The organism is Gilvimarinus sp. 1_MG-2023, assembly GCF_030548285.1.
This window is the reverse complement of sequence record NZ_JAUOSC010000001.1, coordinates 87,116-102,739: the sequence shown is the minus strand read 5'-3', so window position 1 is coordinate 102,739 and position 15,624 is coordinate 87,116. Positions and strand designations below refer to the sequence as shown.

Below are 15,624 nucleotides of genomic sequence, written 5' to 3'. Positions count from 1 at the left end.
TTTATCTTAATTGGTTAACCAATAAATCAACCAATAGGCGTGATAAATCAAAAAAGACCACACCTTAGAGGATGTGCGTAACAACCCCACCCTTTGGCTCAAGCTCGCTTGTGAACAAGATGCTGCTAAATATCAATGCTCGGAATAGACACAAACGGCGCTTATACCTTTAATTTACGGCGTTACGATCACGGAACTGTGCCATCCATAGCGAATCTGAGTACAAAGCGAAGCGACGTGTTACATTAACCGAACGCGAAATTTTATTACTCAACAGGCCCAATTATGTCCGACATTCAAATCGATATCGTTTCCGACATCGCCTGCCCTTGGTGCGCCATAGGTTACGCCCGCCTAGAGAAAGCCATTAAAGAATTAAGCAGCGAACACAACTTCACTCTACACTGGCACGCATTCGAGTTAGACCCTTCACACAATGGCGAGGCCGAGCCCATACTGCCTGCATTGGTAAAAAAGTACGGCGGCACCGAAGACGAAATGCGCACCAATCAAGACCAAATGATAAAAATTGCCAAAGACCTTGGAATTAATTTTGACAAGCTGCAAGAGCGCAGTACATGCAACACCTTTGACGCACACAGGCTGGTGAAATGGGCAGGCGAACAAGGCCAACAAACCGCCATGAAACAAGCGCTGTTTGACGCCTATTTCGGCCGAGCCGAAGACGTCTCTGACCACGACGTACTTACTCGCTGCGCCGCCAGCATAGGGCTCGCGCCAGAAAGCGCTGAACAAGTACTAAACTCAGATCAATACGAACAGGCAGTGCGTAAAGACGAAGCCACCTACCAACAAGCTGGTATTACGGCGGTACCCGCGTTTATCGTAAACAGCAAATATTTAATATCTGGTGCGCAAGAAAGCGCTACCTTTAAGCAAGCACTGCAAGAAATCGGCACTGAAACCGATTAAACCGGCCCCTAACTCAATAACACCAGACCACTAACGCTATGCCCAAGCCAACACTAGAGCAAGAACAGGCCATACTGGCGCGACTGGACACCTTTAGCCGGTTAACCGACAGTAGCATTCCCATTCCCTTAACTCGCTTTAGGATTGGCCTGGATTCTATTATCGGGTTAGTGCCCGTGATTGGGGATTTAGCCGGTTTACTATTGTCTGGCTACGTATTACTCGAAGCTCAGCGCGCTCAAGCCAGCGGCACTGTCAAACTGCGCATATTGCTCAATATAGCCATCGACTTTCTGGGCGGCCTGGTGCCAATCGTTGGCGATATATTCGATGCTTTTTTCAAAGCCAATATCCGAAACACAAGAATACTGAGAGAACATTTAACCAATCGGCAGAAAAATCGTACCGAAAGCCACTAGACTAATTTCTGCTAGTAACGCAGCGAACCAAAGTAACCCCACCGGCTCTGAATGATTAATACAGCTATGCAATGTTTCGGCTAACAAAGTTATTCAGATCAGATACGGACTTAACGATGTATAAAGACTTCTTATCTGACAACGATTCCAATCTCGCAATGAAATCATCATTCCAAAAGTTCGGGCATAACCGTAATACTTTGTAGCTTGCAAGGGTGCCCTTTAAGACCGAACTTCCATCCGGCCACCCTTCGGGTTTTACAACAACCCCTTTTAAAAGCCGCTTAGTCACAAACCAGTAGCTCGTTAAGTAGGGAAGATCAACATAAACCAATGTATCAGCCGCTTCCAGACGCTGATTAAATGAACTTAACGGCCCCACCCCATCGATTAACCAGCTTCCAGACGACAAAATGCGCGCATGCTCTTCATCAAATAAACCGCGGTCTACCAGCTCCCCGTTCGGTTTGTACATTATCGAGTCCAACTGATATAGCGGTATACCAGCCGCCAAGGCTAAAGCTTTACTTAATGTCGATTTACCACTGCCGGGTTTACCGAAAACGGCTATTTTTTTCATACTGCCTCCTTGAAAACATCCACTCTTATGAGGCAGAAACAAAAAACCCACCTTAAAGAGGTGGGTTTAATAAGTTACAGACGCATAAAAACCCCACCATTCCTATGGAATGATGATAATTCGGAAAGCCTTGTGCGCCAAAAAGATATTCATGTGTTTATGATTGCTCGAAAAGGGCCACATGTCAATAAATAGTGCCTGAGCATAGGGGCTAAATTAAGGCACCTTTGCACAATAGTGCAGTACCTCTGGCTTACAGCGTACATTTACGGCGCTGCCGTCAACAGATAGGGTAAAACGCTCAGCACACAGGCGAAGCGGCAGCCAACCCAACTCAAGCTGATTTTGTGAATCAGTTGTAAACCCTTGCCGTATTTATAATAAATAACTTTAGGTTTTTTCTAATTGAGGGAACAGCACCGGAATTCTCAACTTCCCAACCTGCTCATAAGGATCAAGCCAGGGGAAAATTTACGAGTATCAATGGCCACTTGCATCGCTTGCGTGATCAGCTCCTTCGCCATGCTCACATTCAAAAAAGTAGAAGTAGCTCAAAGATTATGAATATTATACGCCATAAATCTCAACTGACCCCACTTTCTTGATGGTCAGGGGTTGGCGTATTAAATATTTTTAGCTTCGGATTGAACCACAGTCGAATGTTAGAAACACTATTCACCAAAATTATAACCAAATGCTTCAATGTCTTTTGCATACATTTTATCAACTATATTTCGCGAAACCTCATCGTAGTATTCGGAATAACATCTTCCCTTTCTATTTTTATTTCTTTTAAATATATTGAATTTTTTTATTAGTGATAACTTATTGGAGGAATTAATGTGTGGTAATAATGTTTCATTAAATCCTAATTGAGCGGCAACATAATCAAAGTCAGCCTGTAAATTTTCAAACCTACCAACGAAGTCAACAAGTAGATTGCCTTTGTCATCATGCAAAAAGTCATATTGAGGCATTAAATGACGAAAGACGTCTGAGTAGTTGCTTTTATCTGGAAGTCCGGTTGTTACGAACTCCCTAAATGACATGCTTTTATGATAATTTCGATAATTAAACTCAGAGACAATTCGTGCCCACGGATTTCTAACAAATGAAAATTTATAGTAATTATTGAATTCAGCTTCTGAAAGATAACTGCAATCTACATATTCGCTTGCTGTAAGGTGTGCCAACCTTTCAGGGCCTTTTTTGGGGTCAGAATTGTATCTTAGAAGCATGGTAGCCCTTTCCTCCCAAGATAAGTTGTGATGATTTAGAAAAAAATGTTCGATACTTTGCCCCGCAACTTTTGGTATGTGCACAAAGATGCATTTGTATTTATTAGATATCATATTGTCTGCTTCTGTAATCCCCCCATTTTAAACAGCCGTTAAAAGTAGAGGGTTATACTGCCTGTAGTATCCACCTTGGCGGGACACCTTCGATTGAGGTATTCGGCCGTTCATTGTTGTAATGCCATTGCCACTGAGTCGCAAGCTCTTGTGTGTGCTCAACGCTATCAAAATCATGCAAATCGAGCCACTCGTGCTGGGCTGCACGGGTAAAACGCTCAACATAGGCATTTTGAATCGGCTTGCCTGGCTGAATATAAAGCAGTGTAATCTGATGTTGATGAAAAATGTAAAAATGGGGTCAGATGAAACTTATGACACATTTATCATCAATTTAACCCCAGTCGCCCCATATTCACCATAGAAAGCATTCATAATGCTCCATAAGTTTCATCTGACCCTACATTTTTGTTACAGCTCTAGGCTCTCTTTTATTTCAATTATTATTTGTGCAATTTTCATGTCGTGCTCTGTAGCGGATGACAAACCCATACTTTTCGTTGAAACCACACCTAGATACTCGGCAATTGCTTCTGGCGAATCACTTTCAAGTGCATGAACGAATACTCTTGGCAAGTAAGATTGATACTCATCCCTAGCCCAGCCTCCATCTGAAATTCCAATTGGGTCCCATTTATAGAAAAGAATCTCGTCAATTCTTTTATAGAGTTCCAATTGTTTTGGTGACAGCTTCTTACCCATCACTTACTCCTAACACCCAAAGCAGCGATCTAGCGTAGCGAAGCGAAGCCCAACCCCGCAGGGGAGATTCTGCCTTTGCTTGTTAAGTGTTTATGCGCCGAGCATTCCCTTTTTCTTATTACGACACATACTACCAAGCTTACTTAGCTTATTTGGCCATTCCCAACCTGATAATGTTTCAAGGTATAGATCGCCATAAGCTTTTATATGACAAGCGCTTTCAATTTCAGAAAGCCCCTCTAAAATAGTTTCTTTGCGATCTAGCTTCATGATGCTTAGATGAATACCATCAGCATAATCGTTGAAGTTATTATGCCTTAGATTTTGCTCTATTTCCGACGCTAGATTTTTAATACTATCCATACTCAGAGGCACTTAACGCTTCAAACACCGGCGCCGTCTATGGCGTCCGAGTGCTTTGATTTGTTAGCTTTTGATATTTCTGTTTCTTCGACAGATTTAAGCTGTTTGCCCTGTGAGTTTTTCCATTCGATTAGCCCGTTCGCGCTCCGCCCCATGATTACGGCAGCTGCAGCCGATGGACTGCTAAAAAGGTAATCAGATGCTAGGACCAAATCTTCTTCCTCTTTGACAACAATTTCATTGTCTATTAATTCATCCCTGAGGGTATTAAAACCCTTCGGGAAAGATGGAACTGTATCAACGGCTAGCTTAGAACCAGAAAATACAACAAATCCATCTGGTGTTCTTTTCCCGCGGCCATCTGCACCTCTGGCACCTTTTATGAAGAAATGATCATCAGTAATTTTTTCATTCGAATCCACTTTAATAAGAGGCTCGAAGACTTTGAAGCCCATCGTATTGATTAAAATTTTTATATATTCGATAAACTCTTCCATTTCCGCCTGGTCTGACTCAGAAATGGAGCTTCGTGTTGGGGTATTTCCATTTTTAATATCATACCTTCCCGCGGCAGTGGCAATTTCATAAAGTCGGGACTCTAAGTACTTAATGTGAGCTTTATTGAGGTTTTCATCTTTGCTTATGAATACGACCGACTCGTTCCAAAATTCCTTTTCAGATACATGCTGAGCAAGACGAGCGTAGGCGTTTTCAGCTTCGCCTATATATGCTTTCGGCTTGGAAGCCGAGGATTCCGCACGACCAAACAAAAGGTAAACAGAGGTGCCTTTTAGGTCTTGCCTGTCTGAGCAATCTTTAACCTTTCCTCGAGGTATCCGGTACGCTTTGCCGTTCCAGTTCGATAATTCGCATACCATCCTTCCATCAGGGTCAGCATCCATCAGAAATAATTTAATTGTTTTTCCATACTTCGAGGAATACATCCATTCTCTCCGAGAAAGCTAACATTTGTATATCGCGCATGCGCGTTATCACTCCTTGAGAAAAGGTCAAGAATACGACACAAGCTTTTGATTTTTAAGCGATTTAACTTATTTATTAGTTCTGGGAAGGGAGAGCAAAGCGTGCGTGCGCATTATCTCGCACACGGGGTCTTGTTATCTAACCTTCCAATTTGGTTAAGACACTGACTATAAAGGTTTTTCCGTATATTGAAAACCGCCAACCGTGCGCCCAGGTGTGGGCAAGCGTGCGAAGCCAACAATTGGGGGGGGAGCGTCTGATGAAAAATGAAAGTCTGACGTCTGACGCAAAAACAAAACCCGCTACAAAGTCCCCTTCCCCCATGCCACTAAGCCGAGTGGAGGTTGATTTTAGTGGGTAAGCAAACAGGACGTTTGCGCAAGTATCTTCTCGCCAAGGACGGCGAGTAGATGCGGCCCACTAAAATCAACCGGAGTGAGGGGTGAGGCCTAGCGTTTGCAAAGCACAGCTTTGCGCGTAGTCGAACGACAGTAAGCTGTGCTTGCTGGCCGGACGCTTAGCGACGCAGGGCCAGTTGCCGGGGGCAGCTTTTTGGGTACTTTTTGCAGTAAAAAGTACCTCGCCCGCCCGGCGAAAGAGGGCAAATGGTTAAAATACAGTCAGATGTCTGACGTTAGACGTACAACCATGTATAAGCACAAGACTGGTGGAGCTGAACATCTGACAACTTAATCAGCAGTGGCGCTCTACTGGTGGAGCGGAGAGGGAGGGATGAGCCTAAGCGCAGTCCATGCGCTTTGCCCTGCGGGCTCCCTTCGGTCGGCTCAAAACGCTCCCGGCGTTTTGTAACCAGGGAACGTCCTTGTGCCCCGCCCTTCGGGCTCGCTGGCGCTCGGTTCAAAACGCTCCCGGCGTTTTGTCGAACCCGGCGAGGGTTCTCACCCTCCCACACCGTATATAAAAAAACCCAGCGCAAGGCTGGGTTTTTTTATATGGCGGAGAGGGAGGGATTCGAACCCTCGATACCGATCAAGGTATACTCCCTTAGCAGGGGAGCGCCTTCGGCCACTCGGCCACCTCTCCGTAGTTTCCGCTGAGCAAGTGCGTTAAAAGCATCTCGTCAACTGGGGCGGCATAATACCATATTTGACAGAAATTCAAAGGCTTGTGAGACTTTTCGGGAATTTTTTTTAAGCTGTGGAGGCTCGGCAATCAATGCGCATAAAAAAACGGCAACCTGCTGGCTGCCGTTTTTTAACAGTGCTCTGGTTAACCCAGATCCTGGTTTTCCTTTTCGCGTTGGATACGCTGGTAAATCTCTTCACGGTGTACGGCGATATCTTTGGGTGCGTTAACGCCAATACGAACCTGATTACCTTTTACACCGAGTACGGTAACGGTGACTTCATCACCAACCATCAAGGTTTCGCCAATGCGGCGGGTTAAAATCAACATAACAATCTCCTTAATTCCATCCTGTAGTCGCGACCGGACTCCTACTATCCCACGCCGCTCATATTAACCCCCTTTGCGGAACAACTGCCCTTATGTTGGGCATCCTTGTTTATAGTATTGTCCATAATCCGCAAAAAGGGGAGTTGCCCCCTAAAAAAAGATGGGTGTATTTCAACCCTAGACATCCCGTCTATACCTACTGTGCAAGTCAGTGCCTAATAAATAGACATTTAAGACGTCTTAAGCGGCAGGTTCGGCATCCAGGCCAAACGCGCTGTGCAAGGTGCGCACAGCCAGTTCTAAGTATTTTTCACTGATAATCACCGAGATTTTAATCTCTGAGGTGGTGATCATTTGTATATTGATGCCTTCAGCAGCCAGTGCGCTGAACATGGTTGAGGCCACACCGGCGTGCGAACGCATGCCCACACCCACGATAGACACCTTGGCGATGGCATCGTCACCAGTCACCTCGCGGGCGCCGATTTCTTTGGCGACAGCACTCAGCACATCCACTGTTTTGTTCATATCGCCGCGATTAACGGTGAAGGTCAGGTCAGTGGTGTTGTCGGCGCCAACGTTTTGCACGATAACGTCTACCTCAATGTTGGCTTCGCCCACCGGCGCCAAAATTTTAGAGGCAATGCCGGGCAGATCGGGAATACCGGCTAAGGTAATTTTGGCTTCGTCGCGGTTAAACGCGATCCCGGAAACAACGGGTTGTTCCATAGTGTTTTCTTCCTCATCGAGGGTAATCAAAGTGCCGGGGCCTTCTTTAAAACTGGATAAAACCCGCAGCGGTACATTGTATTTACCCGCAAATTCAACAGCGCGAATTTGCAGCACCTTGGAGCCTAAGCTGGCCATTTCCAGCATTTCTTCGAAGGTGATCTTCTCTAGCCGGCGCGCGCGATCCACAACCCGTGGGTCAGTGGTGTATACGCCGTCGACGTCCGTATAAATCTGGCATTCATCGGCTTTTAGTGCCGCTGCCAGTGCCACGCCGGTGGTATCTGAGCCGCCGCGGCCTAAGGTGGTGATGTTGCCTTGCGCATCCACCCCTTGGAAACCTGCAACCACCACCACTCTGCCGGCATCGAGATCGGCGCGCATATTGGCTTCATCGATCTCTTGAATACGGGCCTTGGTGTGCGAGTCGTCGGTTAGGATGCGAACTTGCCCACCCGTATATGAACGTGCGTCCCAGCCGCGCTTTTTCAAGGCCATGCACAATAATGCGATAGTGACTTGCTCGCCGGTCGATACCAGTACGTCCATTTCCCGTGGGTCGGGCGTTTCTTGAATATCTTTAGCCAGTGCAATTAAGCGGTTGGTTTCGCCACTCATGGCGGAAACCACTATCACCATATCGTGGCCCTGCTGACGAAAGCCGGCGACTTTATCTGCCACCGCTTCGATGCGTTCTGTGGTACCGACCGAGGTACCACCATATTTCTGTACCAATAAGCTCATTCTTGGCCTATTCCTCACACATTCCGTTTGATTGGCGCATTAAAATGCATTTTGGCGCAAATGGGCAGCAATTAAACACCATACTTAGACAAAAGTTAATCGCTTTGTGCCCTACATATACAATTATTTACGTCCCGCGGTATTAATAAGATCACAACTTGGATAAGTCTGGAGATTTGGCCGCCATACCCCGTCTAATCAGCTCTAGGGCGAGAGTAGACAGGGTATATCGGCTCAATAAAACACCTAGACGTGCTGCAAGAAACTAAGCGTTGAGCTTAGCTTCTATCCAGGGGACGACCGAAGCCAGCGCACCGTCGATGGCCGCAACATCGGTACCACCCCCCTGAGCCATATCGGGCCGGCCGCCGCCTTTACCGCCAACTTGCTCGGCCACCATGCGCATTAAGTCGCCGGCTTTCACCCGGTCGGTGACATCTTTGGTCACACCGGCCACCAGCGCTACTTTGCCGTCATCATCGGCGGCCAGCAGCACAACACCTGAACCCAACTTGTTTTTCAATTGGTCGGCACTGTCGCGCAGTGATTTACCATCGGCGCCTTCGAGCTTAACCGCCAGCACTTTAATACCGGCAATCTCAACCGCCTCGGCGGTTAAGTCTCGACTGCCAGCGGTGGCCAGTTTGGTTTTCAGCTGGTTGACATCTTTTTCCAATTTGCGATTGGCGGCGGTTAGCTGCTCTAATTTTTCCAGCAGGTTATCGGGGGTGGCTTTAATTAAACCCGCGGCCTGCGCTAAGCGCTGTTGTGCGGCATCGAATGCTGCCAGCGCGTTTTTACCGGTGATGGCTTCTATACGGCGCACACCAGAAGCAATGCCCGACTCGCTGACAATACGTATCTGGCCGATGTCACCGGTGCGCGCCACATGGGTGCCGCCACACAGCTCTACCGAAAAGCTGTCTTGCCCCATGCTCAATACGCGCACTTGCTCGCCGTATTTTTCGCCAAACAGCGCCATAGCGCCTTTTTGCTGGGCCGCTTCCATATCACACAGCTCGGTGGTGACCGCGGTGTTGGCGAGAATTTGATTATTCACCAAGGTTTCAATGGCTTGCAGCTCTTCGGGCTTAACCGCCTCGAAGTGAGAGAAGTCAAAACGCAAACGTTCAGAATCTACCAGCGACCCCTTCTGACTGACATGCTCGCCCAGTACTTGGCGCAGAGCGGCATGTAAAAGGTGAGTGGCCGAGTGGTTAAGTGCGGTGGCTTGACGAACTTGGTTGTCCACGGTGGCGCTAACGCTGATACCAGCCTGAGCGCTGCCGCTTAGTACACGGCCCACATGCAAAAAGTGGTTGCCTTGTTTAACGCAGTCGTGCACTTCAAAGTGCAAACCCTCGGCATCGATATAACCATTGTCACCGGCCTGACCACCCGACTCGGCGTAAAAAGGGGTTTGATCTAACACCAGAGCAACCTCGTCGCCCGCGCCCGCCTGTTCAATAACCGCACCTTCGCGCACCACGGCCAACACTTGGCTTTTGCCCGCAAGCTCGGTGTAACCGGTAAATTCAGTAGCGGCCACATCCAGCGTGAGCTGGGTGTAATCCACCTTAAAGGCACCGGCGGCGCGGGCGCGATTGCGCTGCTCTTCCATGGACGTTTTATACCCGGCCTCATCTACCGTTAAGGAGCGCTCGCGGGCAATATCGGCGGTAAGATCTAACGGAAAACCGTATGTATCGTATAAGGTGAAAACAACATCGCCGGGAATTTCAGTGCCTTTTAAAGCGGCCAGCGCGTCTTCGAGTACCGACATGCCTTTGTCGAGGGTTTTGGCAAACTGTTCTTCTTCGGCCAACAGGACTTTGGCAATTTGTGCTTGGCGCTCGACTAACTCGGGATAGGCTTCGCCCATCACTTCGGCCAGTGCGCCAACTAAGGTGTGGAAGAAGTTACCGGATTGGCCTAATTTGTGGCCGTGGCGAATCGCCCGGCGAATAATACGACGCAGCACATAACCGCGCCCTTCGTTGGAAGGCAACACACCGTCACTGACCAAAAAGGCGCTGGAGCGAATGTGATCGGCGATTACACGCAGGGACTTATGTTCCAAATCACTGGAACCTGTAGCCTTAGCGGCGGCTTTTAGTAAGTGCTGGAACAGGTCGATATCGTAGTTGTTATGCACGCCCTGCATAACAGCGGCAATGCGCTCAAGGCCCATGCCGGTGTCGATGGAGGGATTGGGCAATGGCTTCAGTTCGCCGTCGCTTTGGCGTTCAAACTGCATAAACACCAAGTTCCAGATTTCGATATAGCGATCCAGGTCGTCGTTTTCACTGCCCGGTGGGCCTCCGGGAATATCGGCGCCGTGATCGTAGAAGATTTCTGAGCTGGGGCCGCAGGGGCCGGTATCGCCCATTTGCCAGAAGTTATCTTCATCCAGCCGTGAAAAACGCTCGGGACTCACGCCGACTTCTTTTTGCCAGATATCCGCCGCTTCGTCATCCGAGATATGCACGGTAATCCACAAACGCTCTTCGGGCAGGCCCAGCACACCGGTTAAGAACTCCCAGGCAAAGCGGATGGCGTCGCGCTTAAAGTAATCACCAAAGCTAAAGTTACCCAACATTTCAAAAAAAGTGTGATGGCGCGCGGTGTAGCCAACGTTTTCTAGGTCGTTGTGTTTGCCACCGGCGCGCACACAGCGCTGAGAACTGGTGGCACGACTGTAAGAGCGTTTGTCGCCCCCCAAAAAAACATCTTTGAACTGGTTCATACCAGCGTTGGTAAACAGCAGTGTGGGGTCGTTACCTGGCACCAGTGAGCTGGAGGGGACAATAGTGTGGCCCTTGGACTCGTAGAAGTGCAAAAAGGCGTCGCGGATTTCAGCGCTTTTCATAGTGTTTCCGTAGGTCTAATCAATCGGTATTAGCGGTGCTTATGGGCTTGTTTTTCTTCGTCGGTCACAGAGCGGGCTTCGGTCTCGAGCATCACCGGGATGCCGTCGCGCACGGGGTAAGCCAAGCCACTGTCCCAGCAAACAAGTTCGGATTGTTGCGGAAGGTATTCCAACTCTCCTTTGCTGACTGGGCAGACAAGAATACTGAGCAATTTTTTATCGATCATGCCGTGTCCTGGTGAATAACCTGATAAACGATCGGCCGAGTACGGCCCAAAGCCCGTTAGTTTACACCGCCAAGGCCTTTGTGTCTTGCGGGTTGGGGGTAAGTTGATACTAATTGGCCGATTGCCTGTCGCTATGAATACTGGGTCGGAAAAGTAGCCCTAGCAGCGGCTGATTATTCGGCCAATAAATAAGCGCTTGAGAGTTACTGTGCCTGCCAATCGGGCATTGGGCCAACCAGAGTCGTTGGGTCTACCCGGCGGTCGCGCCAGTTCATGCGCCAGTCCAAATGTGGGCCGGTGGCACGACCACTGGCGCCCACCTCGCCGAGCAAGGCGCCCTGCTCGACCTCTTGCCCCACCTCGACGTGCAGCTTGGACAAATGCAAAAAGGTAGAGGACAGGCGATGGCCGTGATCGATAATCAAAGTGCCGCCGGAGTAAAACAAATCGGGCTCGGCCAGGGTCACCAAGCCCGCAGCGGGCGCCACCACTTTAGTGCCCGTGGGCCGGGCTATATCCACCCCGTAGTGTGGGCGCCGGGGTTCGCCATTGTAAAACCGTTGTGAGCCGTAGACGCCACTGATCGGACCCAGCAGAGGCCACTGAAACGTCTGCATATAATCCAAACTGGAGCGCTGTGTTTGACGTGCCAGCCATACCTTTTCGGCCTCTTTTTGTGTGCGTTTGCGCTGCGCCTCAGAGGGGTTCACGGTTTGCTGAGGAACGCCCTCGACGCGCTGTATATTGTATGTTTTGCGCGCCACTTCATAGGTTTTATGCCAATCCAGGCTTTGCCCAATCACAGCCAGCGTGACTGTTTCGGGTTCATCCCGCCCCAGGCCGAATACAAACTCGCCATCTGGCCCTACATCGATCACCTCATCATTGACCCGCACCTCGTGACCGGGGGCCACCTGCCCGCGCAGAATACCGCCCTGAATCCACTCGCCTTTTATGGATAGCGGCGGAGCATCGGCGGCGGTGGTGCAACCGGCCCAGATTAACCCAAAGGCGGCCAGTATTATTCGCAGTGGATACATAGGTAGAGTCCTTAAACAGCGGAGTTTATTGTTCACCAGACAAAAAAAACGGCAGCCGAAGCTGCCGTTTTTTTTGCTGCAAAATCGAGCGGCTTTAGGCGATCTTATCACCCACACGCAAGACTTTCATGGTGTTCGTGCCACCAAGTTGCGCGCTGTCACCAGCGGTCAACATCACCAGGTCACCATCGACCAAAATACCGTCTTGTTTCAACACATCGATCGCGCGGTTGTAATCTTCTTTGCACGGGATGTCTTGAGTGTCGAACGGTATGGGCTGTACACCGCGATACAAAGCAACGCGACGCTGGGTATCGATATGACGCGAGAAAGCAAAAATCGGCAGCGCCGAACCCACGCGAGACATCAAGCGCGGTGTCGCGCCAGATTCGGTCAGGGCGATAATCGCTTTAACACCACCTAAGTGGTTGGCGGTATACACGGTTGCCAAAGCAATCGCCTGATCAACTGAACCGAAATCCTGATCGACGCGGTAGTTGTAATAGTTGGTTTGCGGGTGCTTTTCCGCACCGACAATAACGCGGGCCATAGCCTCTACCGTTTCAACCGGGAAATTACCGGCAGCGGTTTCAGCCGACAGCATAACCGCATCGGTACCATCCAGTACGGCGTTCGCAACGTCAAACACCTCGGCGCGAGTGGGCAGAGGGGAGTTGATCATCGACTCCATCATTTGCGTCGCAGTAATCACGGTGCGGTTTTGCGCGCGCGAGAAGTTGATAATGCGCTTTTGCACACCGATCAGCTCTTCGTCACCAATTTCCACACCCAAGTCGCCACGGGCAACCATTACCGCATCACTGGCTTCGATGATAGAGATCAGAGTCTCGTCATCAGCCACCGCTTCAGCGCGTTCGATTTTAGATACCAAACCTGCTTTACCACCGGCTTCAGTCAGCAGTTTGCGAGCTTGGTTCATATCATCGGCACTGCGTGGGAAAGAAACCGCCAGATAATCCACATCGATTTCAGCCGCGGTTTTGATATCAGCCAAATCTTTTTCGGTCAGGGCCGGAGCCGATAAACCACCGCCTTGACGGTTGATGCCTTTGTTGTTCGACAGAGGGCCGGCAACACTGGTGGTGCAGAATACTTCTTGACCTTCGATTTTATCGATGTCGAGCACAACACGGCCATCATCCAGCAACAGTTTGTCGCCTGGCTGACAGTCACCGGGAAGCTCTTTGTAATCGATTCCCACGCGCTCTTGGTTACCCGCATCGCGCTCAAGTGAGGCGTCGAGGATAAATTTGTCACCAACGGCTAAGGTGATTGGGCCATCGGCGAAGCGGGAAATACGAATTTTGGGGCCCTGTAGATCACCCAACACAGCCACATAGCGGTTGTGTTTGGCGGCCAGACGACGAACCGCCTCGGCACGACCTTTGTGATCTTCTGGTGAACCGTGAGAAAAATTCAAGCGCACGACGTTAACGCCGGCAAGAATAAGCTTCTCTAGGACTTCTTCGGACTCAGAAGCCGGGCCAAGTGTGCTGACGATTTTGGTACGACGAAACATAGCTCTCTCTCTTTAATTACTTGGCGTTCATCAGCGCGATGGTGTTGTCCAGCATGCGATTGGAGAAGCCCCATTCGTTGTCATACCAAGACATAATTTTAACCCAGCGAGTGCCCATGACTTTGGTTTGCTTAGAGTCAAAGTTGGACGATCCTGGATGATGATTAAAGTCGATAGAAACCAGCGGCTCATCGTTGTAAATCAAAACGCCAGGCATTTCGTTGTCGGCCGCTTCTTTCATGGCAGCGTTAACTTGTTCGGCGGTAACGTCGGTTTTCACTTGTACATTCAAGTCAACCAAAGAGACGTTAATGGTCGGTACACGTACAGACATACCATCCAGCTTGCCTTGCAGCTCTGGCAACACCAAACCAACTGCGCGCGCGGCGCCGGTAGAGGTAGGAATCATTGACTGAGTGGCACTGCGGGCACGGTAGATGTCTTTGTGGAATACATCGCTCAGGTTTTGATCGTTGGTGTAGGCGTGAATGGTGGTCATTGAGCCCTGTTCGATACCGAACTTATCGTTCAGCACTTTTGCAACAGGTGCCAAGCAGTTAGTGGTACAAGACGCGTTAGAAATAATTTCGTCAGTCGCTTTCAAGATGTTGTGGTTAACACCATAAACAACGGTGGCATCTACATCGGTACCAGGTGCCGAGATAATCACTTTTTTAGCGCCGGCATCTAAGTGCAGCTTAGCTTTTTCGCGACTGGTAAATATACCGGTACACTCGTACACAACATCTACATCTAACTTGCCCCAAGGCAGGTCAGCTGGATTGCGCTCGGCGGTGATTTGAATCTCATCGCCATTGACAATCATTTTATCGCCATTAACTGAAACTTCACCAGGGAAGCGGCCGTGTACAGAATCGTACTTGGTTAAATGTGCGTTCAGGTCAGTATCACCCAGATCGTTTACGGCAACCACCTGAATACGGTCGCGATAACCTGATTCGTACAGAGCACGCAAAACATTGCGCCCAATACGTCCGTAACCATTAATAGCTACTTTAATTGTCATTTCTCTCTCCTGTCTATGTCTCTGCCCCAGCGGGCAGGATAAAAGCTAATCTCTGTTCAATTAACGCTCTAGGCTAGCGGCCTCGCGAGCAAGTGCTTCAATGTCGTCCCATTTCTTTTCGGTGATGAGATTCTTTGGTGTCGTCCAAGTACCGCCTACACAAGCGACGTTAGGCAGTGCTAGGTAAGTCGGCGCTTTTTCTAAATTAATGCCGCCTGTTGGGCAGAAAGTGATTTGCGGTAATGGCCCACCGATGGATTTCACCATAGGGACACCGCCGGCGGCTTCGGCCGGGAAGAATTTCAAGTGCTTAAAGCCCTGAGTGTAGAGGTTCATCGCCTCTGACGGTGAGGCAATGCCTGGCAACAATGGAATCGGACTCTTTTTGGCCGCTTCAATCAAAGCAGGCGTGGTGCCTGGGCTTACCATAAATTTACAACCGGCATCGATAGAAGCCTGTAAATCTTCTGGTGTTACAACGGTGCCTGAGCCAATCACGGCGTCTTCTGGCAGCGCTTTTACCATTGCTTTAATAGCATCCAAGGCAACTGGAGTACGCAGCGTGATTTCCAACACTTTCAGACCGCCGTCATACAGCGCTTGTGCCAGGGGTACGGCATCTTCAAGGTCTTCAATCACAATTACCGGTACAACCGGCGCCAATTTCAAAATTTCATCAATGGTCAGGCTCACTTGTAG

Annotated in this window: 15 protein-coding genes, 1 tRNA gene and 1 pseudogene; 2 read left to right on the top strand and 15 right to left on the bottom strand. The window is 49.3% G+C overall.

Annotated elements, in window-relative coordinates:
• The first annotated feature begins 285 nt into the window (after window positions 1-285).
• Together Q4563_RS00445 and Q4563_RS00440 are read left to right on the top strand one after the other, a co-directional pair.
• Complete coding sequence (locus Q4563_RS00445) at window positions 286-933, top strand: DsbA family oxidoreductase (protein ID WP_303603242.1); 648 nt, start codon at window positions 286-288, stop codon at window positions 931-933.
• Between the two features lie 38 nt (window positions 934-971).
• A complete protein-coding gene (locus Q4563_RS00440) occupies window positions 972-1,352 on the top strand; it encodes a DUF4112 domain-containing protein (protein ID WP_303603241.1) in 381 nt (126 codons plus the stop codon).
• Between the two features lie 64 nt (window positions 1,353-1,416).
• Here the strand turns inward: Q4563_RS00440 and Q4563_RS00435 are convergent, their stop codons facing one another.
• The 15 genes and pseudogenes from Q4563_RS00435 to Q4563_RS00365 all read right to left on the bottom strand — a co-directional run bounded on the left by Q4563_RS00435 (window position 1,417) and on the right by Q4563_RS00365 (window position 15,618).
• The gene (locus Q4563_RS00435) at window positions 1,417-1,932 is read right to left on the bottom strand and encodes an adenylate kinase (protein ID WP_303603240.1); all 516 of its coding nucleotides are present in this window, start codon (window positions 1,930-1,932) and stop codon (window positions 1,417-1,419) included.
• 671 nt (window positions 1,933-2,603) lie between these two features.
• Window positions 2,604-3,284, bottom strand: a complete 681-nt coding sequence (locus tag Q4563_RS00430; protein ID WP_303603239.1) for a sulfotransferase family 2 domain-containing protein — start codon at window positions 3,282-3,284, stop codon at window positions 2,604-2,606.
• Window positions 3,285-3,336: 52 nt separating this feature from the next.
• Window positions 3,337-3,567, bottom strand: a pseudogene (locus Q4563_RS00425) (integrase core domain-containing protein); the annotation flags it as partial.
• Between the two features lie 128 nt (window positions 3,568-3,695).
• Window positions 3,696-3,986, bottom strand: coding sequence for a hypothetical protein (locus Q4563_RS00420; protein ID WP_303603238.1), 291 nt, complete (start codon window positions 3,984-3,986; stop codon window positions 3,696-3,698).
• Between the two features lie 90 nt (window positions 3,987-4,076).
• Complete coding sequence (locus Q4563_RS00415; RefSeq protein ID WP_303603237.1) at window positions 4,077-4,349, bottom strand: hypothetical protein; 273 nt, start codon at window positions 4,347-4,349, stop codon at window positions 4,077-4,079.
• Window positions 4,350-4,369: 20 nt separating this feature from the next.
• Complete coding sequence (locus Q4563_RS00410) at window positions 4,370-5,293, bottom strand: GIY-YIG nuclease family protein (RefSeq protein ID WP_303603236.1); 924 nt, start codon at window positions 5,291-5,293, stop codon at window positions 4,370-4,372.
• Between the two features lie 994 nt (window positions 5,294-6,287).
• Window positions 6,288-6,377: transfer RNA gene (locus Q4563_RS00405), tRNA-Ser, on the bottom strand.
• Between the two features lie 186 nt (window positions 6,378-6,563).
• Entirely contained in the window at window positions 6,564-6,749 is a 186-nt protein-coding gene (gene csrA / locus Q4563_RS00400) for a carbon storage regulator CsrA (protein ID WP_215976803.1), read from the bottom strand.
• 240 nt (window positions 6,750-6,989) lie between these two features.
• Window positions 6,990-8,222 (bottom strand): aspartate kinase, encoded by a 1,233-nt coding sequence (locus Q4563_RS00395; RefSeq protein WP_215976802.1) that lies wholly within the window; start codon window positions 8,220-8,222, stop codon window positions 6,990-6,992.
• A 265-nt stretch (window positions 8,223-8,487) separates the two neighbouring features.
• Window positions 8,488-11,091 carry an alanine--tRNA ligase gene (alaS, locus tag Q4563_RS00390; protein ID WP_303603235.1) on the bottom strand — a complete coding sequence of 868 codons (2,604 nt, stop codon included), beginning with the start codon at window positions 11,089-11,091 and terminating at the stop codon, window positions 8,488-8,490.
• A gap of 29 nt (window positions 11,092-11,120) precedes the next feature.
• Complete coding sequence (locus Q4563_RS00385; protein WP_215976800.1) at window positions 11,121-11,318, bottom strand: Trm112 family protein; 198 nt, start codon at window positions 11,316-11,318, stop codon at window positions 11,121-11,123.
• Window positions 11,319-11,521: 203 nt separating this feature from the next.
• Complete coding sequence (locus tag Q4563_RS00380; RefSeq protein WP_215976799.1) at window positions 11,522-12,358, bottom strand: M23 family metallopeptidase; 837 nt, start codon at window positions 12,356-12,358, stop codon at window positions 11,522-11,524.
• A gap of 94 nt (window positions 12,359-12,452) precedes the next feature.
• Window positions 12,453-13,898 carry a pyruvate kinase gene (gene pyk / locus Q4563_RS00375; protein ID WP_215976798.1) on the bottom strand — a complete coding sequence of 482 codons (1,446 nt, stop codon included), beginning with the start codon at window positions 13,896-13,898 and terminating at the stop codon, window positions 12,453-12,455.
• A 16-nt stretch (window positions 13,899-13,914) separates the two neighbouring features.
• Window positions 13,915-14,925: a type I glyceraldehyde-3-phosphate dehydrogenase gene (gap, locus tag Q4563_RS00370; protein ID WP_215976797.1), complete on the bottom strand. Its 1,011-nt coding sequence runs from the start codon at window positions 14,923-14,925 to the stop codon at window positions 13,915-13,917.
• 60 nt (window positions 14,926-14,985) lie between these two features.
• Window positions 14,986-15,618, bottom strand: coding sequence for a bifunctional 4-hydroxy-2-oxoglutarate aldolase/2-dehydro-3-deoxy-phosphogluconate aldolase (locus tag Q4563_RS00365; RefSeq protein ID WP_215976796.1), 633 nt, complete (start codon window positions 15,616-15,618; stop codon window positions 14,986-14,988).
• Between the last annotated feature and the right edge of the window lie 6 nt (window positions 15,619-15,624).

Excerpts from the sequence above, each read along its gene's own strand:
- Q4563_RS00445 (WP_303603242.1), top strand. The coding sequence starts at position 286 with ATGTCCGACATTCAAATCGATATCGTTTCCGACATCGCCTGCCCTTGG.
- Q4563_RS00440 (WP_303603241.1), top strand. The coding sequence starts at position 972 with ATGCCCAAGCCAACACTAGAGCAAGAACAGGCCATACTGGCGCGACTG.
- Q4563_RS00435 (WP_303603240.1), bottom strand. The coding sequence starts at position 1,932 with ATGAAAAAAATAGCCGTTTTCGGTAAACCCGGCAGTGGTAAATCGACA.
- Q4563_RS00430 (WP_303603239.1), bottom strand. The coding sequence starts at position 3,284 with ATGATATCTAATAAATACAAATGCATCTTTGTGCACATACCAAAAGTT.
- Q4563_RS00420 (WP_303603238.1), bottom strand. The coding sequence starts at position 3,986 with ATGGGTAAGAAGCTGTCACCAAAACAATTGGAACTCTATAAAAGAATT.
- Q4563_RS00415 (WP_303603237.1), bottom strand. The coding sequence starts at position 4,349 with ATGGATAGTATTAAAAATCTAGCGTCGGAAATAGAGCAAAATCTAAGG.
- Q4563_RS00410 (WP_303603236.1), bottom strand. The coding sequence starts at position 5,293 with ATGTATTCCTCGAAGTATGGAAAAACAATTAAATTATTTCTGATGGAT.
- csrA (WP_215976803.1), bottom strand. The coding sequence starts at position 6,749 with ATGTTGATTTTAACCCGCCGCATTGGCGAAACCTTGATGGTTGGTGAT.
- Q4563_RS00395 (WP_215976802.1), bottom strand. The coding sequence starts at position 8,222 with ATGAGCTTATTGGTACAGAAATATGGTGGTACCTCGGTCGGTACCACA.
- alaS (WP_303603235.1), bottom strand. The coding sequence starts at position 11,091 with ATGAAAAGCGCTGAAATCCGCGACGCCTTTTTGCACTTCTACGAGTCC.
- Q4563_RS00385 (WP_215976800.1), bottom strand. The coding sequence starts at position 11,318 with ATGATCGATAAAAAATTGCTCAGTATTCTTGTCTGCCCAGTCAGCAAA.
- Q4563_RS00380 (WP_215976799.1), bottom strand. The coding sequence starts at position 12,358 with ATGTATCCACTGCGAATAATACTGGCCGCCTTTGGGTTAATCTGGGCC.
- pyk (WP_215976798.1), bottom strand. The coding sequence starts at position 13,898 with ATGTTTCGTCGTACCAAAATCGTCAGCACACTTGGCCCGGCTTCTGAG.
- gap (WP_215976797.1), bottom strand. The coding sequence starts at position 14,925 with ATGACAATTAAAGTAGCTATTAATGGTTACGGACGTATTGGGCGCAAT.